Source organism: Pseudomonas sp. GZJR-8 (assembly GCF_002916705.1).
Taxonomy (GTDB): Bacteria; Pseudomonadota; Gammaproteobacteria; order Pseudomonadales; family Pseudomonadaceae; genus Aquipseudomonas; species Aquipseudomonas synxantha_A.
The window spans coordinates 659,529-684,355 of sequence record NZ_JXSI01000001.1 but is presented as its reverse complement, the minus strand read 5'-3'; the positions used below and the strand labels follow the sequence as shown (position 1 = coordinate 684,355).

Below are 24,827 nucleotides of genomic sequence, written 5' to 3'. Positions count from 1 at the left end.
ATCAACCACGGGCCAGAACCTTGGCCAACGCCTCCAGGAAGCGGCTGTTCTCGGCCGGCAAACCAATGGTGATACGCAGGTGGTTCGGCATACCGTAGTTGGCCACCGGACGCACGATCACGCCTTCGCGCAACAAGCCCTGAAATACCGGTGCAGCCTCTTGGCCGAGGTCGACGCAGATGAAGTTGCCCTTGGACGGAATCCAGCCCAGGCCCAACTCGCGAAAGCCGTCCTGCAACTGCAACATGCCGCTTTCGTTAAGGCGGCGCCCTTCTTCCAGGTATTGGGCATCCTTCACCGCCGCACACGCAGCCGCCAGGGCCAGGCTGTTGACGTTGAACGGTTGGCGTACGCGGTTCAGCACATCGGCCACTACCGCTGTGGACAGGCCGTAGCCAACCCGCAACGACGCCAGGCCATAAGCCTTGGAGAAGGTGCGCGACACCAGCAGGTTCGGGTAGGCCGCGAGGAAATCCAGGCCATCGGGCAGGTCGCCGCCTTCGGCGTACTCGATGTAGGCTTCGTCCAGCACAACCAGCACATGCTCCGGCACGTTCTGCAGGAACTCGTTCAGGGCCTGCGCATCGAACCAGGTGCCGGTCGGGTTGTTCGGGTTAGCGATAAACACCACGCGGGTTTGCGCATCGATCGCTGCCAGCATCGCCGGCAGGTCGTGGCCCCAGTTCTTGGCAGGAATGACGCGCGCATCAGCCCCTACGGCCTGGGTCACGATCGGGTAGACCGCGAATGCATGCTCACTGAACACCGCATTCAAACCGGGCGCCAGGTAGGCACGCCCGACCAGTTCAAGAATGTCGTTGGATCCATTGCCCAGGGTCACCTGATTGAGCTCGACCCGGCATTTTTCTGCCAGCAGGGACTTGAGGGCAAAGCCATTGCCGTCGGGATAACGGGTCAGCTCGGCAAGCTCCTCCCGAATCGCCGCCAATACTTTGGGGCTCGGACCCAGCGGGTTTTCGTTACTCGCCAGCTTGACGATCCTGGACGGGTCCAGATTCAACTCACGGGCCAGTTCGTCCACAGGCTTGCCTGGAACGTAAGGCGAGAGTTGTTGCACGCCCGGCTGAGCCAGGGCGAGGAAGTTGCCACTCATGTCAAAGCCTCACAAAACCGCTTTCGGGTAGGAGCCCAGCACTTTGAGTGCCACGGCTTCCTGACTGATCTTCTCCAGCACGCCCTTGACCAGCGGGTCGCGGTGGTGGCCGATGAAGTCGATAAAGAACACGTAGGTCCATTTACCGCTGCGCGAAGGACGAGTCTCGATGCGCGTCAGGTCAATCCCGTTGTCGTGGAATGGCACGAGCAGCTCATGCAACGCGCCGGGCTTGTTGCTCATGGAAACGATGATCGAAGTCTTGTCGTCGCCGGTTGGCGGCACTTCCTGGCTGCCGATCATCAAGAAGCGCGTGGAGTTGTCCGGGCGGTCCTCGATTTTCTCGGCCAAGCGTGTCAGCCCGTAGAGGCCCGCAGCCATATCGCCGGCAATCGCCGCCGAGTTCCACTCACCCTTGACCCGCTTGGCCGCTTCGGCGTTGCTGGACACCGCCACGCGCTCGACATTCGGGTAATGGGCGTCCAGCCACTTGCGGCACTGGGCCAGGGACTGAGCGTGAGAGTAGATACGGCTGATGCTGTCGGTCTTGGTGTTCTCGCCCACCAGCAGGTGGTGGTGAATACGCAACTCGACTTCGCCACAGATCACCATGTCGTGCTCGAGGAAGCTGTCCAGCGTGTGGTTGACCGCGCCTTCAGTGGAGTTTTCCACCGGCACCACGCCAAAATTCACCGCGCCGGCCGCCACTTCGCGGAACACTTCGTCGATGGCCGCCATCGGCTTGCTGATCACCGCGTGGCCGAAGTGCTTCATGGCCGCCGCCTGGGTGAAAGTGCCTTCGGGGCCCAGGTAGGCCACTTTCAGCGGCTGCTCAAGGGCAAGGCACGAAGACATGATTTCACGGAACAACCGCGCCATCTCCTCATTGCCCAGCGGCCCCTTGTTGCGCTCCATCACGCGCTTTAGCACCTGGGCTTCGCGCTCAGGCCGGTAGAACACCGGCACTTCGCCTTCCGCCAGGGACGCCATTTTCACCCGAGCCACTTCCTGGGCGCAGCGCGCGCGCTCACTGATCAGCTCCAGGACTTTCTCGTCCAGGCTGTCAATGCGTACGCGCAGGGCTTTGAGTTCTTGCTCAGACATTAGCCGTGTTCCTTTTCGAACTCTGCCATGTAGGCAACCAGCGCGTTGATGGCGTGGATGTCGACAGCGTTATAAATGGAGGCGCGCATACCACCGACCGAGCGGTGGCCCTTGAGGTTCAGCAAGCCACGCTCGTCGGCGCCGGCCAGAAACGGCTTGTCCAGACGATCATCGGCCAGGCGGAACGGCACGTTCATCCACGAGCGGTCGGTAAGGTTGATCGGGTTGCTGTACAGGCCGCTGGCGTCGATGAAGTCGTACAGGGTGCGCTTCTTCTCTTCGTTGCGCTTGCCCATCGCAGCCACACCGCCCTGCTCCTTGAGCCATTCGAAGACCAGGCCGGACAGGTACCAGGCAAACGCCGGCGGGGTGTTGTACATCGAGCCGTTATCGGCCGCGACCTTGTAGTTGAGCATGGTCGGGCACAGCGAACGGGCGCGGCCGAGCAGGTCTTCGCGGATGATATTGACCAGGATGCCGCTCGGGCCGATGTTCTTTTGCGCACCGGCGTAGATCATGCCGTACCGGGACACGTCGATCGGGCGCGAGAGGATGTCCGAGGACATGTCGCACACCAGCGGAACGTCACCGACTTCAGGCACCCAATCAAATTCCAGGCCACCGATGGTTTCGTTCGCGACGTAGTGAACGTAGGCCGCGTCCTTCGTCAGCTTCCACTCGTTCTGACCTGGAATGGCGAAGTAGTCGTAGGGCTTGGCGGTACCGGCCACATTGACGTGACCGTAGCGCGAGGCTTCTTCAATGGCTTTCTGCCCCCAGATACCGGTGTCGATATAGTCGGCAGTGCCCTCTTCGGGCAACAGGTTCAGTGGGATCTGAGCGAACTGCTGGCTCGCGCCGCCTTGCAGGAACAACACTTTGTAGTCGGAGGGGATGTCCAGCAAGTCGCGCAAGTCCTGCTCGGCCTTGGTGGCGATGGACACGAACTCATCGCTGCGATGGCTCATTTCCATCACGGAGAGGCCTTTTCCATGCCAGTCGAGGAGTTCACCCTGCGCACGCTGCAGGACTGCTTCAGGAAGCGCCGCGGGACCGGCACAGAAGTTATAGGCTCTCTTGCTCACATCCAATCTCACTCTGATCTGGTGGGGCTGCAATCATGTTCGGCAACACCCTTTTTCTGAAGCCAACCCATGTGGGAGCTGGCTTGCCTGCGATACAGGCACCTCGGTAGTTCCAGTGATACCGCGGTGATGCTATCGCAGGCAAGCCAGCTCCCACATGGACCGCGTCCAGGCAAAGGACGTGTATTTTTCAAAGGGGACAAACAACAAGGGGGCGAATCTTCATCCGCCCCCTGTGTGTCCGCTTATTCCTGCGGTTCTTCTTCGTCTGCGGCAGCATCGAGGGTTGGCTCGTCGACGTTGTCATCGCCGGCTGCGATCACCTCGCCGTCGAACTCCTCGCCTTCCAGCTCTTCACCTTCAACTTCCGAAGGCTCCTGCACACGCTCCAGGCCGACCAGTTTTTCATCCTTGGCCAGCTTGATCAGGGTCACGCCCTGGGTATTACGGCCCAGGCTCGACACTTCAGCCACACGGGTACGCACCAGGGTGCCCTGGTCGGAAATCAGCATGATCTCCTCGCCATCAAGCACCTGTACCGCGCCAACCAGGCGGCCGTTGCGGTCGTTGCTGACCATGGCGATCACGCCCTGGCCGCCACGCTTGTACTCCGGGAACTCGCTGATGGCAGTGCGCTTGCCATAGCCACGCTCGGAAGCGGTGAGGATCTGGCTGCCTTCTTCCGGGATCAGCATCGAAATCAGCTTCTGCCCTTCCGGCAGGCGCATACCACGTACACCGCGGGCGGTACGGCCCATCGCGCGCACGTCGGATTCCTTGAAGCGCGTAACCTTGCCGCCATCGGAGAACAGCATGACTTCGCGCTCACCATCGGTAATGGCGGCGGAAATCAGTACGTCACCTTCATCCAGCTCCAGGGCGATCAGGCCCACGCTGCGTTGACGGCTGAAGGATTCCAGCGGGGTCTTCTTCACGGTGCCCTTGGCGGTAGCCATGAAGATGAAGTGACCTTCGGTGTATTCCTCGACCGGCAGCATGGTGGTGATGTATTCATCACTGTCCAGCGGCAGCAGGTTGACCAATGGGCGACCACGGGCAGCACGGGAAGCTTCCGGGATTTCGTAGGTTTTGAGCCAGTACACCTTGCCCTTGCTGGAGAACAGCAGCAGCGTGGTGTGGCTGTTGGCGACCAGCAGGTGAGCGATGTAGTCCTCATCCTTGACGCCGGTAGCCGATTTACCTTTACCGCCACGACGCTGGGCCTGATACGCAGCCAACGGCTGGGTCTTGGCATAGCCACCGTGGGAGATGGTCACGACGCGCTCTTCTTCCGGGATCATGTCACCCAGGGTCAGGTCCAGGCGCGCATCGAGGATTTCGGTGCGGCGCACGTCGCCGTACTCGGCGCGGATCACTTCCAGTTCTTCGCGGATCACTTCCATCAGGCGCACGGCGCTGCTGAGGATGCGGATCAACTCGCCGATCTGGTTGAGGATCTCCTGGTACTCGGCCAACAGCTTCTCGTGCTCAAGACCGGTCAGGCGGTGCAGGCGCAGTTCCAGGATGGCCTGGGCCTGCTCCGGCGACAGGAAGTACTTGCCTTCGCGCAGGCCGTATTGCGGGTCCAGGGTTTCCGGACGGCAAGAATCGGCGCCTGCGCGCTCAACCATGGCCACCACGGCACTGGATTCCCAAGGCGTGCTGATCAACGCTTCCTTGGCTTCCGACGGGGTTGGCGAGGCCTTGATCAGGGCGATCACCGGGTCGATGTTCGACAACGCAACGGCCTGGCCTTCCAGGATGTGGCCGCGCTCGCGAGCCTTGCGCAGTTCGAACACGGTACGGCGGGTGACCACTTCGCGACGGTGACGTACGAAGGCTTCCAGCAGGTCCTTGAGGTTCAGGATGCGTGGGCGGCCGTCGATCAGTGCAACCACGTTGATACCAAACACGCTTTGCAGCTGGGTCTGGGCGTAGAGGTTATTGAGGATCACCTCAGGCACTTCGCCACGACGCAGCTCGATCACCACACGCATACCGTCTTTGTCGGACTCGTCGCGCAGCTCGGTGATGCCTTCGAGCTTCTTCTCTTTAACCAGCTCGGCGATCTTCTCGATCAGACGCGCCTTGTTCAACTGGTAAGGAAGTTCGGTGATGACGATCTGCTGGCGGCCACCGACCTTGTCGATGTCTTCGATCATCGAGCGGGCACGCATGTAAATGCGCCCGCGACCGGTGCGGTAGGCTTCGATGATGCCGGCGCGACCGTTGATGATCGCAGCGGTCGGGAAGTCCGGGCCCGGGATGTATTGCATCAGCTCATCGACAGTCAGCTCTGGGTTGTCGATAAGGGCCAGGCAACCGTCGATGACTTCACCGAGGTTGTGCGGCGGGATATTGGTGGCCATGCCCACGGCGATACCGCTGGAACCGTTGACCAGCAGGTTGGGGATCTTGGTGGGCATGACAGCCGGGATCATTTCGGTGCCGTCGTAGTTCGGCACCCAGTCCACGGTTTCTTTGTGCAGGTCAGCCAGCAGCTCGTGCGCCAGCTTGGTCATGCGCACTTCGGTGTATCGCATGGCCGCAGCGTTGTCGCCGTCGACCGAACCGAAGTTGCCCTGGCCGTCTACCAGCAGGTAGCGCAGGGAAAACGGCTGGGCCATCCGAACGATGGTGTCGTACACCGCAGTGTCGCCGTGAGGGTGATACTTACCGATCACGTCACCGACAACACGGGCAGATTTCTTGTACGGCTTGTTCCAGTCGTTACCCAGCTCGCTCATCGCGAACAGCACACGCCGGTGCACGGGCTTCAAGCCATCGCGCGCATCAGGCAGTGCCCGACCGACAATTACGCTCATCGCGTAGTCGAGGTAGGACTGTTTCAGCTCGTCTTCGATATTGACCGGGAGGATTTCTTTGGCCAGTTCGCCCATGAGAAGCCTGATTCCTTTTTCGGGTGAAACCTCGTCACATCCATTCGGGACGAACGAAGCTCGCCGCTGCCGGCACGGTGCCTGACAACGACTTACGACAAATCAACGAGTTATGACACGGATCTGCGCGTTATGAGCAACCCCTCGGGGCAGCCCTGGAAACCGCCGGATGTTATCACAATCGCCGCCACGCACCTATCCCCCTGATGCGCATGGAGGCTAGTAATTTGACGGATGACAGGCTTGAAGGGGACGAGAGGGGCTCAGAGGTGGGGTGATGCTGTTTTTTGAGGATGGATCCGAGGGTTTTATTGACTTTCGGGCCCAATCGGGGGCAAGCCCCCTCCCACACTTGAATTGTGAACACAGTCAAAATGTGGGAGGGGGCTTGCCCCCGATTGCTATTTCACAGACACCACTGTCCTCAATGCAGCCGCTTACGGCACATCAACCTGGCCAATTTGGCAGTATCCGGCCGCTCGACCACGCCTTTCTCAGTCACGATCACATCAATCAGGTCGGCCGGGGTCACATCAAATACCGGATTAAACGCATCCACCTCCAGGCGCTGCCCCATGACGTCCAGCAGCTCAGCGGGATCGCGCGCCTCCAGTGCAACATCATCGCCAGTAGCCATCATCAAATCGAGCGTCGAACTCGACGCCACCACCATAAAGCGCACGCCATGGTGCATGGCACAGACGGCCAGCTGATAAGTGCCGATCTTGCTGATCACGTCGCCATTGGCGGCAATACAGTCAGCACCGACCACCACCCAGGTCACGCCTTTGGTCTTGAGGATATGCGCCCCGGCGGAGTCGGCATTCACCGTCACCGGGATGCCCTCGCCCGCCAACTCCCACGCCGTCAGGCGCGAGCCTTGCAGCCATGGACGGGTTTCGTTGACATAGACCTGCTCGACCAGCCCCTCCAGGAACGCCGCGCGAATCACGCCGTGGGCCGTGCCGACACCGCCCGTGGCCAATGCACCGGCGTTGCCATGGGTGAGGATCGCCTGGGCGTTGCCCTGGTGCTTGCGAATCCGCTCCATACCCAACTGGGCCATGACCACATTGGCCTCCCGGTCGCTTTCATGGATCACAATGGCCTGGGCTTCCAGCACGGCAACCGGGTCGGCGTGCTGCTTGAGGCGGTCCAGGCAGTCGCGCATATTCTTGAGTGCCCAGAACAGATTCGACCCGGTCGGGCGGCTATCGGCCAGCAGCGCGTAGTCTTCTTCCCACGCTGCCTGCCAGTCGCCACCCCCGGCAATGCGCTCACGGGCAGCCAGCACCAGGCCATAGGCGGCACTGATGCCGATGGCTACTGAGCCCCGCACCACCATCGAACGAATGGCCTCGGCCACCGCCGCGACGGTATGGCAGGCCACCCAGCTCTCCCGGGACGGCAACACGCGCTGATCGAGCAGGTACAGCGCGCCGTCACGCCAATCGATGGCCTTCACTTTCTCTGCAGCCAACAGTCGGTCGCGCATCCCTTACCCCGCACTCATGAACAAAAGCCGCGGATTATAGCGATCCGCCAGCCAGGACGCTCGGGTATACTTCGCCCTTCTTTTATAGCTGCCTGGGAAGAAGCCTGCGATGACCTCCACTGCCGCCCCGCTCGACGTGTTGCTCTTGCCGACCTGGCTGGTACCGGTCGAACCTGCCGGCGTGGTGCTCAAAGAGCATGGTCTGGGCATCCGCGATGGGCGCATTGCCTTTATCGGCCCACGGGCCGCCGCATTGAAGCTGGCGGCCAATGAGGTGCGCGAACTGCCCGGCATGTTGCTCAGCCCCGGCTTGATCAACGCCCACGGCCATGCGGCAATGAGCCTGTTCCGTGGCTTGGCCGATGACCTGCCGTTGATGACCTGGCTGGAAAAACACATCTGGCCGGCCGAAGCCAAATGGGTCGATGAAGCCTTTGTGCGCGACGGCACCAACCTGGCCATCGCCGAACAGATCAAGGGCGGCATCACCTGCTTCTCCGACATGTACTTCTTCCCCAAGGTCGCCAGCGATTGCGTGCACAATAGCGGTATGCGCGCGCAGATCGCCATGCCGATCCTCGACTTCCCGATTCCCGGCGCCAGCACTGCCGACGAGGCGCTTCGCCAGGGCATCGAGCTGTTCGGCGACCTCAAGCACCACCCGCGCATCAAGATCACCTTCGGCCCTCACGCGCCCTACACCGTGTGCGACGCCAACCTGGAAAAGATCCGGGTGATCGCTGAAGAGCTGGACGCCGCGATCCATATGCATGTGCATGAAACCGCCTTTGAAGTACAACAAGCCGTGGAGCAGACCGGAGAGCGGCCATTGGCGCGCCTGGGTCGCCTCGGCTTGCTCGGGCCGCGCTTCCAGGCCGTTCACATGACCCAAATCAGCGAAGAAGACTTGGCTTTGCTGGTAGAAAGCAACACCAGCGTCATCCATTGCCCGGAATCGAACCTGAAACTGGCCAGCGGCTTTTGCCCGGTTGAGCGCTTGTGGCAGGCTGGGGTCAATGTGGCCATCGGCACCGACGGCGCCGCCAGCAACAATGACCTGGACCTGCTGGGCGAAACCCGTACCGCCGCGATGCTGGCCAAGGCCGTCGCCGGCTCGGCCACCGCCCTGGACGCCCACCGTGCCCTGCGCATGGCAACGCTCAACGGTGCACGGGCCATGGGCCTGGAAAGCGAGATTGGCTCGCTGGAAGTCGGCAAGGCCGCAGATATAGTCGCCTTCGATCTGTCGGGGCTGGCGCAACAACCGATCTACGATCCGGTCTCACAGCTTATATATGCCACCGGACGCGATTGCGTGAAACACCTTTGGGTCGCCGGCAAGCTATTGCTCGACGACCGGCAATTGACCCGCATGGATGAACAACAGTTGACCGCCACGGCCATTGCCTGGGGCCAACGCATCAGCGGGCACAGCGAATAACGAAGGCGCTGAGCCCATGCGCTCGGCACCCACTCACCGATTTTTCAGATTTAGAGGATTCATCATGAGCAACGTCGACCACGCAGAAATCGCCAAATTCGAAGCCCTCGCCCACCGCTGGTGGGACCGCGAGAGCGAGTTCAAACCCCTGCACGACATCAACCCGCTGCGGGTCAACTGGATTGACGAGCGCGTCAACCTGGCCGGCAAGAAGGTGCTGGACGTGGGTTGCGGCGGCGGCATCCTCAGCGAAGCCATGGCTCAACGCGGCGCGACCGTGATGGGTATCGACATGGGCGAAGCGCCATTGGCCGTGGCGCAGTTGCACCAGCTCGAATCCGGCGTGAGCGTGGAATACCGCCAGATCACCGCCGAAGCCCTGGCCGAGGAAATGCCCGAGCAGTTCGACGTGGTGACCTGCCTTGAGATGCTGGAACACGTGCCGGACCCATCCTCGGTCATCCGTGCGTGCTTCCGTATGGTCAAGCCGGGCGGCCAGGTGTTCTTCTCCACCATCAACCGCAACCCCAAGGCTTACCTGTTCGCGATCATTGGCGCCGAATACATCATGAAGCTGCTGCCGCGTGGCACCCATGACTTCAAGAAATTCATCCGCCCCTCCGAGCTGGGTGCGTGGAGCCGTCAGGCCGGGCTGACCGTCAAGGACATCATCGGCCTGACCTACAACCCGCTGACCAAGCACTACAAGCTGGCCAGCGATGTTGACGTCAACTACATGATCCAGACCCTGCGCGAGGAGTAAGCCTGTGAAGTTGCGAGCGGTTCTCTTCGACATGGACGGTACCCTGCTGGATACCGCGCCGGACTTTATCGCCATCTGCCAGGCCATGCGCGCCGACCGCGGCCTGAAACCGATCAACCCGCAGCACATCCGCGATGAAATCTCCGGCGGTGCGCGGGCGATGGTTGCCGTGACCTTTTCGATGGATCCTGAATCGCCAGGCTTTGAAAAGCTGCGCCAGGAATTCCTCGATCGCTACCTCAAGGGCTGCGCGGTGCACAGCAAACTGTTCGACGGCATGGCCGAGTTGCTGGAAGACATCGAGAAGGCCAAGCTGATCTGGGGTGTGGTCACCAACAAGCCCGTGCGCTTTGCCGAACCGATCATGCAGCAACTGGGCCTGGCCGAGCGCTCGGCCGTGCTGATCTGCCCGGACCACGTGAAGAACAGCAAGCCGGACCCGGAGCCCATGATCCTGGCGTGCAAGCTGCTCGACCTGGACCCGGCCAGTGTGCTGTTCGTGGGCGATGACCTGCGTGATATCGAGTCCGGCCGCGACGCCGGTACGCGCACGGCGGCGGTCACCTATGGCTATATCCACCCGGATGACAACCCGCGTCACTGGGGCGCGGATGTGGTGGTGGATCACCCGCTGGAATTGCGCAAGGTGCTGGATAACGCGCTGTGCAGTTGCTGATGGCTCCCACACTCTAATGACCCATGAAGATTAAAAAATGTGGGAGGGGGCTTGCTCCCGATAGCTGTGGGTCAGTCAGTAAATGCAGTGACTGACACACTGCTATCGGGAGCAAGCCCCCTCCCACATTGGATTTTCAATGCACTCAAAATTGGTATTACCTACTGAATTTTGTCGAGGCTATTTATGTTTGATTATTCTGCCCCTCCAGAACTGCTCAAAGGCCGGGTCATCCTGGTCACCGGCGCCGGCCGCGGGATTGGCGCAGCAGCGGCAAAGACCTATGCCGCCCATGGCGCCACCGTGCTGTTGCTGGGCAAGACCGAAGCCAACCTGGCCCAGGTATATGACGAGATCGAAGCGGCCGGCCAGCCGCAACCGGTGGTGATCCCGTTCAACCTGGAGACCGCCCTGCCCCATCAATACGATGAGCTGGCAGCGATGATCGAAAAAGAATTCGGCCGCCTCGACGGCCTGTTGCACAACGCCTCGATCATCGGCCCACGCACGCCCATCGAGCAGTTGTCCGGCGAGAATTTCATGCGCGTGATGCATGTAAACGTCAACGCGATGTTCATGCTGACCAGCACCTTGCTGCCGCTGCTCAAGCTGTCCCAGGATGCATCGGTGGTGTTCACCTCCAGCAGCGTCGGGCGCAAGGGGCGGGCGTACTGGGGGGCTTATGGTGTATCGAAGTTTGCTACCGAAGGCTTGATGCAAACCCTGGCCGATGAGCTGGAAGATGTAGCGGCAGTGCGCGCCAACAGCATCAACCCGGGCGGTACACGCACGAGTATGCGGGCCCAGGCGTATCCCGGTGAGAATCCGATGGAAAGGCCGGCGCCGGAAGACATCATGCCGGTGTACCTGTACCTGATGGGGCCGGACAGTGCTGGCATCAATGGGCAGGCGTTTGATGCGCAGTAAGCCCTGACACCCCGCAAAAAAATGTGGGAGCTGGCTTGCCTGCGATAGCATCACTGCGGTGTAACTGAAGCACCAAGGTGTCTGCATCGCAGGCAAGCCAGCTCCCACACTGCTTTGTGGTGTAGTCAAAAACTCAGTTTTTGACTACTTCTTCAAGGGTGAAACGGCCCAGCGGGTTCTGCAGGAAGTTGCTCACATTCTTGCGTGAAATATTGATGTACGGGCTGTAGTACAGGTCAATCCAGTTCACATCCTGTTTCGCCAGTTTCTGCAACTCGACATACATCTGCTCACGCTTGGTCGGGTCTGCCTCGACTCGCGCCGCAGCTACCAGCGCCTTGACCTTGTCGTTCTTGTAGCGGGTCATGTAGTTCTGGTTGGTGTCGTGGCCCAGCACGAAGGTGGTCTTCTGGTCCGGGTCGAGGATATCGTTGGTCCAGTACATCACCGAAATATCGTACTCACCGTCCACCAGCATCTGCCAGCTTTGGGTCGGGTCAACCTTTTGCAGGTTGGCGGTCACACCGACCTTGGCCAACTGGTCCTTGATGATCACCGCAATCTGCTCGTCGGCCTCGTTGCCGGCGTTGACCACGTAGTTGAGCTTCAAGTCCTTGGCACCAGCCTCCTCCAGCAGTTTCCTGGCCTCAGTCGGGTCATAAGGACGTTGCAGGTTGTTGGCGTAGTGGTACAGCGAGCCTTTGGGAATGTAGGAATACGCCACGGTGCCTTGACCGTAAGTAGCGGTTTTCACCAGCGATTGTTTGTCGATGGCCATGTCCAATGCCTGGCGCACCTGCGGCTTGGCGAGCAAGCCGTGCTCGTGGTTGATCAACAAGTGATCTTCACGGGTAGACGGGTCGGCGTGGATCACCACGTTCTTGTCTTTCTTCAGCTCTTCGACCCGCGAGAACGGTACGAAGATCGCCGTGTCGAGTTCGTTGTTCTGCACCATGCGCATACGGGTGTTGTCGTCGGTCACCGACACCCACTCCACGCCGTCGAGGCTGACGTTATTGGCCTGCCAGAAATTCGGGTTCTTCTTCAGGATCACCCGGTCGCCCTTGCGCCACTCTTCCACGGTAAACGCGCCGGACGTCACCGGGTTTTCCGAGTAGGCGTCTTCGCCCATCGTGGTCATGGCTTTTTCCGACAGGATCGACACCGTCGGCGACGCCAATTGCGAGAGGAAGGCCACCGCCGGGGTTTTCAGAGTGACCACCAGGGTCTTCGCATCGCTGGCCTTGGCGGTGTTGATCAGGCTGAACGGATCGCTCCACAACGACGCCTTGTTGTCGCGGATGCGCAACAGGCTGAACGCCGCGTCGGCCGCGGTGATCTTTGATCCGTCGGAGAACTTCGCTTCACGCAGTTTGAAGGTGTAGGTCAAGCCATCCTCGGATATCTCCCAGCTCTCGGCCAGGCCCGGTTCCATCTTGGTGCCCAGGTTATCCACGCGCACCAGGGTGTCGTAGACGTTGGCAAATACCCAGGTGTCGCGGTTTTGTGCGCTTTTGATCGGGTCGAAGGTGGTGCTGTCTTCACGGCAGCCGATGGTGAGGACACCAGCGGCCTGGGCCAGTCCTGCGGTCAGCGACCAGGCGGTCAGCGTAGCGGCGGCGAGCAACTTCAAGTGGCGCGATTGCATATCACAACTCCTTGTTAATGAATGGCAGAGGTCAAGGCAAAGGTTCTTCAAGCACGCAACTGTACCGATGCTCGTGCAGGAAATGGGTCGGCGGCAACACCGCGGAACACACGGCTCGCGCATACCGGCAACGCGGGTGAAACGCACAGCCTGTAGGCAGATTCAGTGGGCTTGGTGGCTCACCCGGCAAGGGGTGCGCGGGCAATGGCCGATGCGGGTCAATCTCGGGAATCGCCTCGATCAACGCCGCCGTATACGGATGACGCGGCGTGGTGAACACCGCCTCCACCGGCCCTTCTTCGACGATCTTGCCCAGGTACATCACCGCCACGCGGTCGCACAGGCGCCGCACGATGGCCAGGTCATGGGCGATAAACAGGATCGCCAGGTTCATGCGTTGTTGCAGTTCCAGCAGCAAGTTGATGATCTGGCCCTGGATCGACACATCCAGCGCGGCCACGCATTCATCGGCAATGATCAGGCGCGGCTCCACCGCCAGTGCCCGGGCGATACCCACGCGCTGGCATTGGCCGCCGCTGAGGGAGCCCGGTTTGCGCCCGGCCAACTCGGGGCGCAGGCCCACCAACTCCAGCAGCTCATTGACGCGTGCCGGGATCTGCTCCACAGCCACCTTGCGCTGCACGCGCAACACCTCGGCGAGGGTTTCGCCAATACTGTGCCGGGGGTTCAGCGCGGCGTACGGGTCCTGGAAAATCATCGCGGTTTCATGGCGCAGGCGGGCGATGTCGATGGCGCTGCCGTGCGCCATATCGATACCGTCAAACAGCACCTGGCCGGCGCTGATCGGGTTGAGGTGCAAAATCGCCCGGCCCAGGGTGCTCTTGCCGCTGCCGGACTCGCCCACCAAGCCGAGGGTTTCACCGGCGGCAAGGTTCAGCGACACCCCGTTCACCGCCCTCACCCACTGCTTGTTCAGGCCGAGCAGGCCACTGCCGGACGCGGCAAAGCGCACCTCCAGGTCCTTGATCTGCAACAGGCTCATGGGCGACCTCCCAGTGGATAGTGACAGGCCACGCGTGCGCCTTGGGGCAACAGCTCGGTGCATAAGGCCCCGGCCTGCGGGCAACGCGGATTAAAGCGGCAACCGTCAGGCAAGGCATCGAGCAACGGCGGCTGGCCAGGGATGGTGCGCAACAAGGCATGACCGCTGCTGTGGGCCGGCTGGCAGTCGATCAGCCCAGCGGTATAGGGATGTTGCGGCCGCGCCAGCAGTTCGTATTTGCTGCCGTGCTCGCACAGGCGCCCGGCGTACATCACCGCGATGGAATCGCAGGTTTGCGCGACCACGCCCAGGTCATGGGTGATCATGATGATCGACAGGCCACGCTGGTCGCGCAGGTCGAGCAACAGGCGCAGGATTTGCGCCTGCACCGTCACATCCAGGGCCGTGGTCGGCTCGTCGGCAATCAGCACTTTCGGGTTGCAGCCCAGTGCCACGGCGATCATCGCGCGCTGGCGCATACCGCCGGAAAACTCATGGGGATAGTTGTCGACCCGCGCCTGCGGGTCAGGAATCCCGACCTGGCGCAGCACCTCGATAGCCTGCAAGCGGGCGTCCTTTTTCGACGCACCTTGATGCAGGCGGATGCCCTCGGCGATCTGCTCGCCGATGCGCATCAGCGGATCCAGGTGGCTGCTGGGGTTCTGGAAGATCATGCCCAGTTGCCCGCCACGCACGGCGCGCATACCGGCGTCATCCAGTTGCAGCAGGTCCTGGCCGGCCAGGCGTACGGCGCCGCCTTGCACACGCAGGCTGGGCGATGGCAGCAGGCGCATCAAGCCGCGGCAGGCCATGGTCTTGCCCGACCCGCTCTCACCCACCAGGCCGAGAATCTCACCTTCGGCCAGGTCGAAGGACACGCGATCCACCAAGGTGACATCACGCCCGCTGTTGTTGGCGATCACGCTGAGGTCGCGCACGTGCAGCAGGCTCACGAGCGGTCCCCCAACACTTGCGCGACACCGTCGGCCAACAGGCTGAAGCCCATGGCCAGGGTCACAACGGCCAACCCCGGGAAGGTGCAGATCCACCAGGCCGTGGTGATAAAGGCTTGCCCCTCGGCCACCATCGTCCCCCATTCCGCGGTAGGCGGTTGCACGCCCAGGCCCAGGTAACTCACGGCGGCGCCGTTGAGCAGCACCAGCACCGCGTCGGACATGGAAAACACGATGGAGCCAAACAGGGCATTGGGCAGCAAATGCCGGAACAGAATGCGCCCATGGCCAAACCCCAGGCTCTTGGCGGCCAGGGCAAACTCGCTTTCCTTGAGCACCAGGATCTGCGAGCGAATCAACCGCGCATACGACACCCAGCCCACCAGTGCCATGGCGATATAAAAGCTCTGCAAGCCAGGCCCCAGAATGGCCATGATCGCCAGCATCAGCACCAGGAACGGGAACGCCAGCACCACATCGATCACGCGCATACAGAAACTGTCGAAACGCCCACCCACATAACCGGACACCGCGCCGACGAAAGTGCCGATGATGAACGGGAAAATCACCCCGACAATCGCCAGTTGCAGGTCGATGCGCGCGCCCCAGATCACCCGCGATAACACATCCCGGCCGTAATTGTCGGTACCCAGCGGATGGGCAAGGCTGGGCGCCAGCAAACTCATGTCGGTGTTTTGCGCGATGGGGTCAAACGGTGCGATCCACGGCGCAAACAGCGCCAGGGCCAGCCACGTCAACAGGATCAGCAGGCCCCAGGCGGCGGTCAGGCGGCCATTGCGAAAGCCAAAGCGCAGGCGCAAGCGCCAGGGTGCAATCAGTGGGCGGCTGCTCATTGCATCTTCACCCGAGGGTCGAGCGCTACCGTCACTACGTCGGCGACGAAGTTGACCACCACCGTGGCGCAGGCCAGCACCATCGCCACGCCCTGCACCACCATGTAGTCACGGGTGAAAATACCGCGCACCAGCAATTGGCCGATGCCCGGAATCGCAAACAGGCTTTCGATGACCACCGTACCGCTGATCAGCCAGCCGATGTTGACCGCCAGCAGGTTGACGGCCGGCACCAGCGAGTTGGGCAGTACATGCCGACGAAACACCGCAGCCTCGGACAAGCCTCGGGCCCGGGCGGCGGTGACATGATCGGCCTGCAGCTCCATCAACATACTCGCCCGCAGGTTGCGCACCAGCACCGCCGACAGCGCCAGGGCGATGGTCAGGCACGGCAACACCATATGGTGGGCCTTGTCCAGCCAGGTCCGCCCATAGCCAGACACCGGGAACAGGCCCCATTGCACGCTCAGCAGCAGGATCAGCATCAAGCCCAGCCAGAATGCCGGCATCCCCAGGCCGACCGTGGTGAAAACGCGGATCAGGTTGTCCGCCCAACCGCCTTTGTGGCGCGCCGCTACTGTCGCCAGCGGCACCGCGATCAGCAACGCCAGGGCCACGCTGCCCAGCACCAGCACCAGCGTCGGCTCGATGCGGGTAACGATCAGTTTCAGCGCGTCGACCTTGTACAGCAGCGATTGGCCGAGGTCGCCCTTGAGCAGGTTTTTCAGGAAGTAGAAATATTGCAGCCACAAGGGCTGGTCGAGGCCGAACTGGGCACGGATTTTCAGCAGCGCATCCGGCGTACTGCGCGAGCCAAGCAAAGCCCGCGCTGGGTCGCCGGGGATCGAGCGCACCAACACAAAAGTGATCAGGCTGATGCCAAACAGCACCGGCAGCAGTTGCAACGGCCGGGACAGGACAAAACGGTAACGCGTCAGGTTCATCCGTCAGCCTCGGTTGCGAGCGAGAAAGTCCAGCAGCACCGGGAAGTACGCTTGAGGTTCCTCATAAAACGGCATATGGCTGCTATTGGGGAATACGTGCAGTTCGGCGTGTGTGGCGGCCAGCTTCATGCGCATGGCGCAGGCGGGGGTCAGTTCGTCGTGCTGGCCGGTAGTGATCAGGATCGGCATCCTGAATTCAGCCATCTCCTTGAGGCGGTTCCAGTCCTTGAGATTGCCGATATAAAGGAACTCGTTGGGGCCCTGCATGGTTGCGTAGGGCCCCATGTTCCAGTCGCCCAGGGAGCGTTTGAGCGGCTCCGGCCACTCGTCGAGGCGGCACACATGGCGGTAGTTGAGCAAGGTGATGGCGGCCTGGTATTGCGGGTGGTCGAGGGTGCCCATGGCTTCGTGGCGTTGCATCATGGCCACGGTTTCGCTGCCCAGGGCGCCTCGCAGGCGTTCGAGTTCCTGGGACAGATGGGGAATGTCGCCGACGGTATTTTCCAGGATCAGGCTTTTCAGCGCATCGGGATAATGGATGGCGTATTCGATACCGAGCCAACCGCCCCAGGAATGCCCGAGCAAATGCACGCGGCCCAGGCCCAGGGCTTGGCGCACGGTCTCGACTTCTTCGACATAACGGCGGATTTCCCACAGCGCAACATCGGTCGGTCTGGCTGATGCGCCCGTGCCAAGCTGGTCGAATGCAACCACTCGCAGGTTATGCGCTTTGAGCCAGCCATGAGCGTCACGCAGATAGTCACACGGCAGGCCTGGGCCGCCGTTGAGACACAGCAGCACTTCATCGCCTTCGCCAAAGCTGTAGACCACGAGGTTATGGCCGTCGACTTGTACGTTGTACTGCTGGTCGGGGGCAATTTCACGCCACATGCATACATTCCTTGTGTTGTATCGGCCTGGCGGGTAGCGGCCGTTTATCAGGTCAACACTACCGAGGATACCGTGCGTCCATAACCTAGTATTTCCTATAGGTTTGGCCTGGCTGTCCTTCGCCGGGGCGTGGCATTCTACTTGCAGCAAGTCGAGATTCAAATGAATTCGGGAGCAGAACGGATGCTGGCCAAGCTGACCGCCTTCAATAATCGCCTCATGCCGGGCAGGAGCCTGGATGAACAGATGGACAATACGTTTATTCTCGCCCAACAACTGGGCTTCGATGCGCTGGTGTACGACTACACGCCGGTGCCCATCGACCTCAATGGCACGCTGATTACCCCCTCGGTGTTGCAACTGCGCAACACACCGCCCGACTGGCACGCCTTATGGTGCAGCGAAGGGTTTTACCAGATCGACCCGGTGCAGCACCTGGCGTTGAGCACGGTATCGCCGTTTGTCTGGTCCTATGAAGCGAAAACCGAGACCGCCCTGCAAAAAATCATCGACCCGTGCCACGCCCCCGTTTCCTCGTACCTGCACGAACGTGAACTGACCTGCGGCGTCAGCGTGCCCATTCACTTGCCCCGTGGTGGCTTCGCATCGCTGACCGGCCTGCGCACCGGCAAGGCGCGCACGGTGTTGAAGGACGCACAGCACACATTGGCCGACTTCAGCCTGATCACCCATGCCCTGCAGGAAGCGGCTTACCCGTTGTTCAGCAAGGAACTGCGCGCCTACCCGCACATCCACCTGACCAAGCGCGAACGCGAATGCCTGAAATGGGCCGCCGATGGGCTGACCGCCGCCGAAATCGCCACCAAACTGAGCCGCTCCCTGGCAGTTGTCACCCTGCACCTAGCCTCGGCCATGCACAAACTGGGGGCCAAGAACCGCGTCCAAGCGGTGGTGCGGGCCACGCATTACCGCTTGCTGGAAGGTTGAGTTTTCGCAAAAACCTAGCTGTTTTGCTAGTTACCTAAACTTTTTGTTCAGATTATCGTAACCCTGATCATTTTTTTCAGAGGGTACGAAATGGAATTCATCGAAAAAGTTCGCGAAGGCTTCGCACCCTTTGGCGCCTACCAGACCTGGTATCGCGTCACCGGTGACCTGGGCACGGGCCGCACGCCGCTGGTGATCATCCATGGCGGCCCGGGCTGCACCCACGATTACGTCGATGCCTTCAAGGATGTCGCCGCCAGCGGCCACGCGGTGATCCACTATGACCAACTGGGCAACGGTCGCTCCACGCACCTGCCCCACAAAGATCCTTCGTTCTGGACCATCGGTCTGTTCCTCGACGAGTTGAACAACCTGCTGGACCACCTGCAGATCAGCGAGAACTACGCGATCCTCGGTCAATCCTGGGGCGGTATGCTGGGCAGCGAACACGCGATCTTGCAGCCCAAGGGCCTGCGCGCGTTTATCCCCGCCAACTCACCGACCTGTATGCGCACCTGGGTCAGCGAAGCCAATCGCCTGCGTAAACTGCTGCCCGAAGGTGTGCACGAAACCCTGCTCAAACATGAACAGGCCGGCACTTATCAAGACCCGGAATACCTGGCGGCCTCGCGGATTTTCTATGACCAGCACGTGTGCCGGGTCAACCCATGGCCCGAGGAAGTGGCGCGCACCTTCGCCCAGGTCGACGCAGACCCGACGGTGTACCACGCCATGAGCGGCCCGACTGAATTCCACGTGATCGGCAGCTTGAAGGACTGGAACGTGATTGGCCGCCTGGACGCGATCAAGGTGCCGACCCTGGTGATTTCCGGTAGGCATGACGAAGCCACACCGCTGGTGGTCAAGCCGTTTCTGGATGAGATAGCAGACGTGCGCTGGGCACTGTTTGAAGACTCCAGCCACATGCCCCATGTGGAAGAACGCCAGGCGTGCATGGGGACCGTGGTGAAGTTTTTGGATGAGGTGTGTTCAATGCCGCACAAAGCCCGCAAGGCTGGCTAGATTCCAATGTGGGAGGGGGCTTGCTCCCGATGACGGTGTATCAGTCAATATCTTCAGTGGCTGACACACTGCTATCGGGAGCAAGCCCCCTCCCACATTTTTAGACCTCTGTGGTTTCGGGTTTTGCGGCTTTCTTCGAGGTATCCGCTACCAGAGGAATCTCCTTACCCTCTGCATCAAACAACTTCCCGCCCCGGTAATAATCCCCATCACGCAGCGCGGCCACGTCGCGAAAGCACAGGCTGCGCTCAGTCCCCGCCACAAACACTGACTGCTGGTCCGAGTTACCCGCGGTGAAGTGGTTGAACGCCAGGTTCAGCAAGATCGCCATGATTGCCGACGAACTGATGCCCGAGTGGAAGATGGTCGCGAACCAGCTCGGGAACTGATCGTAAAAGCTCGGCGCGGCGATGGGGATCATGCCAAAGCCGATGGACGTGGCAACGATGATCAGGTTCATGTTGTTGCGGTAATCCACCTTGGACAGCGTACGAATGCCACTGGCCGCGACCGTGCCGAACAACACGATCCCCGCGCCACCCAGCACCGAGGTGGGCACCGCCGCGATCACCCGCCCCATAAAGGGCAACAGGCCCAGCACCACCAGGAACACCCCGCCGGTGGCCACCACAAAGCGGCTCTTCACACCGGTCACCGCCACAAGGCCGACATTCTGGGCGAACGCGCTTTGGGTGAACGAACCAAAGATCGGCGCGAACATACTCGACAGCATGTCGGCGCGCAGGCCATTGCCCAGGCGCTTGGAGTCAACCTTGGTGTCGATGATCTCGCCCACTGCGAGGATGTCCGCCGAAGTTTCCACCAGCGTCACCATCACCACGATGCACATGGAAATGATCGCGGCCACATGAAAGGTCGGCATACCAAAGTGGAAAGGTGTAGGAAAGCCAAACATCGGCCCTTGCGTGACGCTGGAGAAGTCAGCCATGCCAAGCAGTACGGCGATTACTGTGCCGATCACCATTGCCAGCAGGATCGACAAACGCGAGATCGTGGCGCTACCGATTTTGCTCAATAGCAGCACCAGCACCAGAGTCAGGGCCGCGAGGCCGACATTCGACATGCTGCCGAAATCCGCCGCACGGCTGTTGCCGCCCATGGCCCAGCGCGCAGCCACTGGCATCAGCGTCAGACCGATAGTAGTGATCACGATGCCGGTCACCAGTGGCGGAAAAAATTTGGTAATGCGTGAAAACACCGGGGTGATCAACAGGCCGATCAACGACGCGGCCATCACCGCACCGAGAATTGCCGGAATACCTCCCGCACCGTCGCTGCCGACAATCGCCACCATGGTCGCCACACCCGCGAACGACACGCCCTGCACCAGTGGCAACTGACAGCCGAAGAACGGCAGGCCAAGGGTTTGCAGCAACGTGGCCAAGCCACCGGCAAATAACGACGCGGCAATCAACAGACCAATATCCGCCGGCGACAACCCGGCGGCCTGGCCGACGATCAACGGCACGGCGACGATGCCGCCGTACATGGTGAGTACATGCTGCAGGCCGTAAGCCATGTTGGCGGCAACGCCCAGATTTTCATCTTCGGGCCGCTGCGGTGACGCCTTCGGGATAGTCATGGTGAGGGGTTCTCTGTTTTTGTTGTGCGCTCACTGTATGCAATATTCAGACTGTATGTCCATAGAGTTGTATACAATCAATCGAACAAGATACCCTCCCGCGGCGTTACAAAAATAATCCGGCCGTCATGAGCCAGAACGCCAAAGGACAAAAATAATGAAAAAGGCACTACAGGGCGCAACCGTTGCATTGACCCTTCTGGGCGGTGGTGAGGCTGTCGCGGTGGAATGGATGAACAACAGCGTAGGATTTCGCTACGGCCAGCACTTCACCAATCCGAACAACCCCGACGATTTCAGCAAGCGCATCTACAGCTTCACCCACGCCAGCGGCTACCGCTACGGCAGCAACTTCCTCAACCTCGATGTGTTTCTGTCCGATAGCCGTGACCCACGCAAGGGTACCGACCATGGCGGCAGCGAGGTGTATGCCGTGTACCGGCACCAGCTGTATGCCTCGCGCGTGTTCGATCTGCCGCCGGGCACCGGGTTGATCAAGGATTACGCCCTGACCCTGGGTTTCGACGCCAACCGCAACAACAACTTCGCCTCAGCCAAAAAGCGCGCGCTGGTGATCGGCCCGACCTTGAAGTTCAACACCGTCGGCGTGCTGGACCTGAGCCTGATGTACTACAAGGAAAAGAACCACACCGGCATTCCCGGCGCGCAAGAGTCGAATCACACCTTCGACGACACCTACATGCTTAACCTGACGTGGATGCGCCCGTTCGAGGTCGGCAACCACGCGGCGAAATTCCAGGGGTTTATCAATTACGTCGGGGAGAAAGGCGAGGACTATCATGGCCGCGATACCGCGCCGGAAGGGCTGATGCGTACTGCGCTGATGGTGGCGCTGCGGCCGGGTAAAAGCGTCAAGCCGAACCTGTACCTGGGGGTGGGCTATGAATACTGGCATAACAAGTTCGGCGTGGATGGTGGCCGTGGCAGCCGCACCTCAACGCCGACGCTGAACATGGAAGTCACGTTCTAACTGAAGAAACGCAAAAAAATGTGGGAGCTGGCTTGCCTGCGATAGCGGTGTATCAGTGCCAGATGGGCTAACTGACAGACCGCTATCGCAGGCAAGCCAGCTCCCACAGTTTGATCGTATTGTCAGCTCAGGCGCTGGCCAGTTCGGAAGTATTGCGCTTCGGCCGCGCCAGCCAATACCCCAACACCGCCAACGGCGCCGTCGCCAACATCACAATCACTGTGATCATCAGCGGTTGCTCGATCATCGACGACACCAACAAGCTGGCCAGGAAGCACAGGCCCAGTTGCAGGGTGTTTTGCAGGGCCGCGGCCTTGCCGGAGTTTTCGGCAAATGGCATCAGCGCATTCGCCACCACGATCGGGTAGCTGGCGCCGTTGCACAGCGCCATCAGGCAGAACGGAATCAGCAAGGTGGTCAGGGTCGGCACGCTCAAGGTGGCCACCAGGTACAACGCCACCATACTCAGGCAATAGGCGCCCAGCAACCACGGCAACAGGGTTTTGCCCGCCAGGTGCTGCAAGGCGCTGCGGCAACTGTAGCCGCCAACGAGAAACGCCAGGGTCGGCAGTACGTAGCTCAGGCCGATGTCATTCGGGCTGTAACCCATGCCGCCGAGGATGAACGGCGAGGCCGTGAGCCATGCGAAGAAGCTGGCCGAACAGGCGGCGAAAATCATCACGTTGCCGGTAAACACCCGCGAGGTGAGCAACTGTCCATACCCCAGACGCGTGGGTCCGCCCTTGTGCTCCACACGCTTGGGCAGGCTACGCAGGAACAAGGTCGGCAACAGCAGCAATAGTGACACCACCAGCAACACGCCGAAGATCGCCTGCCAGCCAAAGTGATTCAACACCATGGCACCCAACAACGGTGCAAGGGCCGGCGACAGCGACATCAACGGCATGATGCTGGCGAAGACGCGATGGGCCTTGTCGGCCGGGTAGCGATCAATCACCAATGCCTGCCAGCTCACGGCCGCGGCACACACACCAATCGCCTGTATAAAGCGCAGCGCCAGCAGTTGCGGGGTGGTCTCGACCCAGAACATGCCCAGGCAACCGAGCACAAACAGACTCAAGCCCGCGAGCAGAATGGGCTTGCGCCCCAGGCGGTCCGAGAGCGGCCCCCACACCAACTGCCCCACCGCAAAGCCGGCGAGAAAAATGCTCAAGCTGGCGCCCACCGCGCCAGCACCAATATTCAACTGCTCGCCCATGGCGCCAAACGCCGGCAAGTACATGTCCATGGCGAGATAGCCGAGCATACTCAGCCCCGCCAGATACCAGGTAAAACCAAAAGAATTTTTCATCGAAGCCTTGTAAAAACTGCCATCAAACTATTTGCTGACTGGCACCCATTATGAAGCTGACAAAATCTGTGTGAAGCGATAATAATTGGACACTCTCATCAATAAATTTGAAGGCAGCCCACATGTGGTCGGAATATTCTCTGGATGTGGTCGACGCCGTCGCCCGTCACGGCAGCTTCAGCGCCGCCGCCCAGGAACTGCACCGCGTACCGTCGGCCATCAGTTACACCGTACGCCAACTTGAAGAATGGCTGGCCGTGCCCTTGTTTGTGCGCCGGCATCGCGACGTGGAACTGACCCCCGCAGGCCGCCTGTTTATCGACGAAGCCCGCAGCGTGATGAAGAAAATGCTCGGCACCCGACGCTTGTGCCAGCAGGTGGCCAATGGCTGGAGCGGCCAGTTGAAGGTGGCGGTGGACTCCATCGTCAAACCCCAGCGCTGCCGCCAATTGGTGCTGGACTTCTATCGGCAGTTTCCCGAGGTGGAACTGCTGCTCGAATACGAGGTGTACAACGGTGTATGGGATGCGCTGGCCGATGAGCGCACCGACATCGTGATCGGCGCCACCAGCGCAGTGCCGGTGGCCAGTCACTTCAGCTTCCGTGACATGGGCCTGTTGAACTGGCTGTGTGTGGTCAGTGCCCGGCACCCCTTGGCGGCGGTGGAAGGCTTGCTCAGTGATGACCAATTGCGCCCTTTCGCCTCACTGTGCATGACTGACACCTCGCGCAATCTGCCCAAGCGTGACACCTGGACCCTGGATAACCAGCGCCGCCTGGTGGTGCCCAACTGGGCTTCGGCCCTGGATTGCCTACGCGATGGGCTGTGTGTAGGGATGGCGCCGGCCCATCAGGTATTGCCATGGATCGAGCGCGGCGAGTTGGTGGCGCTGCAATTGAGCCGGCCCTTTCCAGCCAGCCCATCATGCGTGGCGTGGGCGCAGAGCAAGCTTTCGCCGGCCATGGCGTGGTTGCTGGAATACCTGGGAGATACCGAAACCATGAACCAGGAATGGCTGAATGGCCCCTCCCTCTGAACCCCACACAGAACCACTGTGGGAGGGGGCTTGCTCCCGATAGCGGTGTATCAGTCAATATTTCCAGTGGCTGACACACTGCTATCGGGAGCAAGCCCCCCCTCCCACACTTTGA

Annotated in this window: 21 protein-coding genes; 8 read left to right on the top strand and 13 right to left on the bottom strand. The window is 60.8% G+C overall.

The window, feature by feature from the left end:
* Position 1: 1 nt before the first annotated feature.
* The 5 genes from hisC to mtnA form a co-directional block, all read right to left on the bottom strand.
* Positions 2-1,114 (bottom strand): histidinol-phosphate transaminase, encoded by a 1,113-nt coding sequence (gene hisC / locus TK42_RS03145; protein ID WP_032877176.1) that lies wholly within the window; start codon positions 1,112-1,114, stop codon positions 2-4.
* A gap of 9 nt (positions 1,115-1,123) precedes the next feature.
* On the bottom strand, positions 1,124-2,218 hold the full coding sequence (gene pheA / locus TK42_RS03140; protein WP_003172650.1) for a prephenate dehydratase: 1,095 nt from the start codon (positions 2,216-2,218) through the stop codon (positions 1,124-1,126).
* A complete protein-coding gene (serC, locus tag TK42_RS03135) occupies positions 2,218-3,303 on the bottom strand; it encodes a 3-phosphoserine/phosphohydroxythreonine transaminase (protein ID WP_032877177.1) in 1,086 nt (361 codons plus the stop codon). The genes pheA and serC overlap by 1 nt, the downstream gene beginning before the upstream one ends.
* A 245-nt stretch (positions 3,304-3,548) precedes the next feature.
* A complete protein-coding gene (gene gyrA / locus TK42_RS03130; protein ID WP_005786294.1) occupies positions 3,549-6,203 on the bottom strand; it encodes a DNA gyrase subunit A in 2,655 nt (884 codons plus the stop codon).
* 424 nt (positions 6,204-6,627) lie between these two features.
* Positions 6,628-7,698: an S-methyl-5-thioribose-1-phosphate isomerase gene (mtnA, locus tag TK42_RS03125; RefSeq protein ID WP_103733569.1), complete on the bottom strand. Its 1,071-nt coding sequence runs from the start codon at positions 7,696-7,698 to the stop codon at positions 6,628-6,630.
* A gap of 109 nt (positions 7,699-7,807) precedes the next feature.
* Between mtnA and TK42_RS03120 the strand changes: the two genes are divergently transcribed.
* From TK42_RS03120 to TK42_RS03105, 4 genes are all read left to right on the top strand, one after another.
* Positions 7,808-9,139 (top strand): TRZ/ATZ family hydrolase, encoded by a 1,332-nt coding sequence (locus TK42_RS03120; RefSeq protein WP_103733568.1) that lies wholly within the window; start codon positions 7,808-7,810, stop codon positions 9,137-9,139.
* 64 nt (positions 9,140-9,203) lie between these two features.
* Positions 9,204-9,902, top strand: a complete 699-nt coding sequence (ubiG, locus tag TK42_RS03115; RefSeq protein WP_003172645.1) for a bifunctional 2-polyprenyl-6-hydroxyphenol methylase/3-demethylubiquinol 3-O-methyltransferase UbiG — start codon at positions 9,204-9,206, stop codon at positions 9,900-9,902.
* A gap of 4 nt (positions 9,903-9,906) precedes the next feature.
* On the top strand, positions 9,907-10,578 hold the full coding sequence (mupP, locus tag TK42_RS03110; RefSeq protein WP_103733567.1) for an N-acetylmuramic acid 6-phosphate phosphatase MupP: 672 nt from the start codon (positions 9,907-9,909) through the stop codon (positions 10,576-10,578).
* A gap of 186 nt (positions 10,579-10,764) precedes the next feature.
* Positions 10,765-11,505 carry a YciK family oxidoreductase gene (locus TK42_RS03105; RefSeq protein WP_103733566.1) on the top strand — a complete coding sequence of 247 codons (741 nt, stop codon included), beginning with the start codon at positions 10,765-10,767 and terminating at the stop codon, positions 11,503-11,505.
* Positions 11,506-11,638: 133 nt separating this feature from the next.
* Here TK42_RS03105 and TK42_RS03100 read toward each other — a convergent pair whose 3' ends face one another.
* Genes TK42_RS03100 through TK42_RS03075 form a run of 6 tightly spaced genes read right to left on the bottom strand, consistent with a single transcriptional unit; the run spans position 11,639 to position 17,798 of the window.
* Positions 11,639-13,153, bottom strand: a complete 1,515-nt coding sequence (locus tag TK42_RS03100; RefSeq protein WP_103733565.1) for an ABC transporter substrate-binding protein — start codon at positions 13,151-13,153, stop codon at positions 11,639-11,641.
* Between the two features lie 31 nt (positions 13,154-13,184).
* Entirely contained in the window at positions 13,185-14,156 is a 972-nt protein-coding gene (locus TK42_RS03095) for an ABC transporter ATP-binding protein (RefSeq protein ID WP_032877183.1), read from the bottom strand.
* Complete coding sequence (locus TK42_RS03090; RefSeq protein WP_103733564.1) at positions 14,153-15,109, bottom strand: ABC transporter ATP-binding protein; 957 nt, start codon at positions 15,107-15,109, stop codon at positions 14,153-14,155. Before TK42_RS03090 ends, TK42_RS03095 begins: the two co-directional genes overlap by 4 nt.
* The gene (locus TK42_RS03085; protein WP_103733563.1) at positions 15,106-15,963 is read right to left on the bottom strand and encodes an ABC transporter permease; all 858 of its coding nucleotides are present in this window, start codon (positions 15,961-15,963) and stop codon (positions 15,106-15,108) included. Before TK42_RS03085 ends, TK42_RS03090 begins: the two co-directional genes overlap by 4 nt.
* Positions 15,960-16,907 carry an ABC transporter permease gene (locus tag TK42_RS03080; RefSeq protein ID WP_103733562.1) on the bottom strand — a complete coding sequence of 316 codons (948 nt, stop codon included), beginning with the start codon at positions 16,905-16,907 and terminating at the stop codon, positions 15,960-15,962. The genes TK42_RS03085 and TK42_RS03080 overlap by 4 nt, the downstream gene beginning before the upstream one ends.
* A gap of 3 nt (positions 16,908-16,910) precedes the next feature.
* Positions 16,911-17,798: a proline iminopeptidase-family hydrolase gene (locus TK42_RS03075; protein ID WP_032877186.1), complete on the bottom strand. Its 888-nt coding sequence runs from the start codon at positions 17,796-17,798 to the stop codon at positions 16,911-16,913.
* 183 nt (positions 17,799-17,981) lie between these two features.
* On the opposite strand from TK42_RS03075, the gene TK42_RS03070 reads away from it, so the two are divergent.
* Both TK42_RS03070 and TK42_RS03065 read left to right on the top strand, forming a co-directional pair.
* The gene (locus TK42_RS03070) at positions 17,982-18,746 is read left to right on the top strand and encodes a LuxR family transcriptional regulator (protein ID WP_005786276.1); all 765 of its coding nucleotides are present in this window, start codon (positions 17,982-17,984) and stop codon (positions 18,744-18,746) included.
* A 90-nt stretch (positions 18,747-18,836) separates the two neighbouring features.
* On the top strand, positions 18,837-19,769 hold the full coding sequence (locus TK42_RS03065) for a proline iminopeptidase-family hydrolase (protein WP_103733561.1): 933 nt from the start codon (positions 18,837-18,839) through the stop codon (positions 19,767-19,769).
* A 100-nt stretch (positions 19,770-19,869) separates the two neighbouring features.
* Here TK42_RS03065 and TK42_RS03060 read toward each other — a convergent pair whose 3' ends face one another.
* The gene (locus TK42_RS03060) at positions 19,870-21,372 is read right to left on the bottom strand and encodes a nucleobase:cation symporter-2 family protein (protein ID WP_032877188.1); all 1,503 of its coding nucleotides are present in this window, start codon (positions 21,370-21,372) and stop codon (positions 19,870-19,872) included.
* 157 nt (positions 21,373-21,529) lie between these two features.
* On the opposite strand from TK42_RS03060, the gene TK42_RS03055 reads away from it, so the two are divergent.
* Positions 21,530-22,363, top strand: a complete 834-nt coding sequence (locus TK42_RS03055; protein ID WP_032877189.1) for a nucleoside-binding outer membrane protein — start codon at positions 21,530-21,532, stop codon at positions 22,361-22,363.
* 127 nt (positions 22,364-22,490) lie between these two features.
* Here the strand turns inward: TK42_RS03055 and punC are convergent, their stop codons facing one another.
* Entirely contained in the window at positions 22,491-23,675 is a 1,185-nt protein-coding gene (gene punC, locus TK42_RS03050; RefSeq protein ID WP_005786270.1) for a purine nucleoside transporter PunC, read from the bottom strand.
* A gap of 122 nt (positions 23,676-23,797) precedes the next feature.
* Between punC and punR the strand changes: the two genes are divergently transcribed.
* On the top strand, positions 23,798-24,712 hold the full coding sequence (gene punR / locus TK42_RS03045) for a DNA-binding transcriptional activator PunR (RefSeq protein ID WP_032877190.1): 915 nt from the start codon (positions 23,798-23,800) through the stop codon (positions 24,710-24,712).
* Positions 24,713-24,827: the final 115 nt, after the last annotated feature.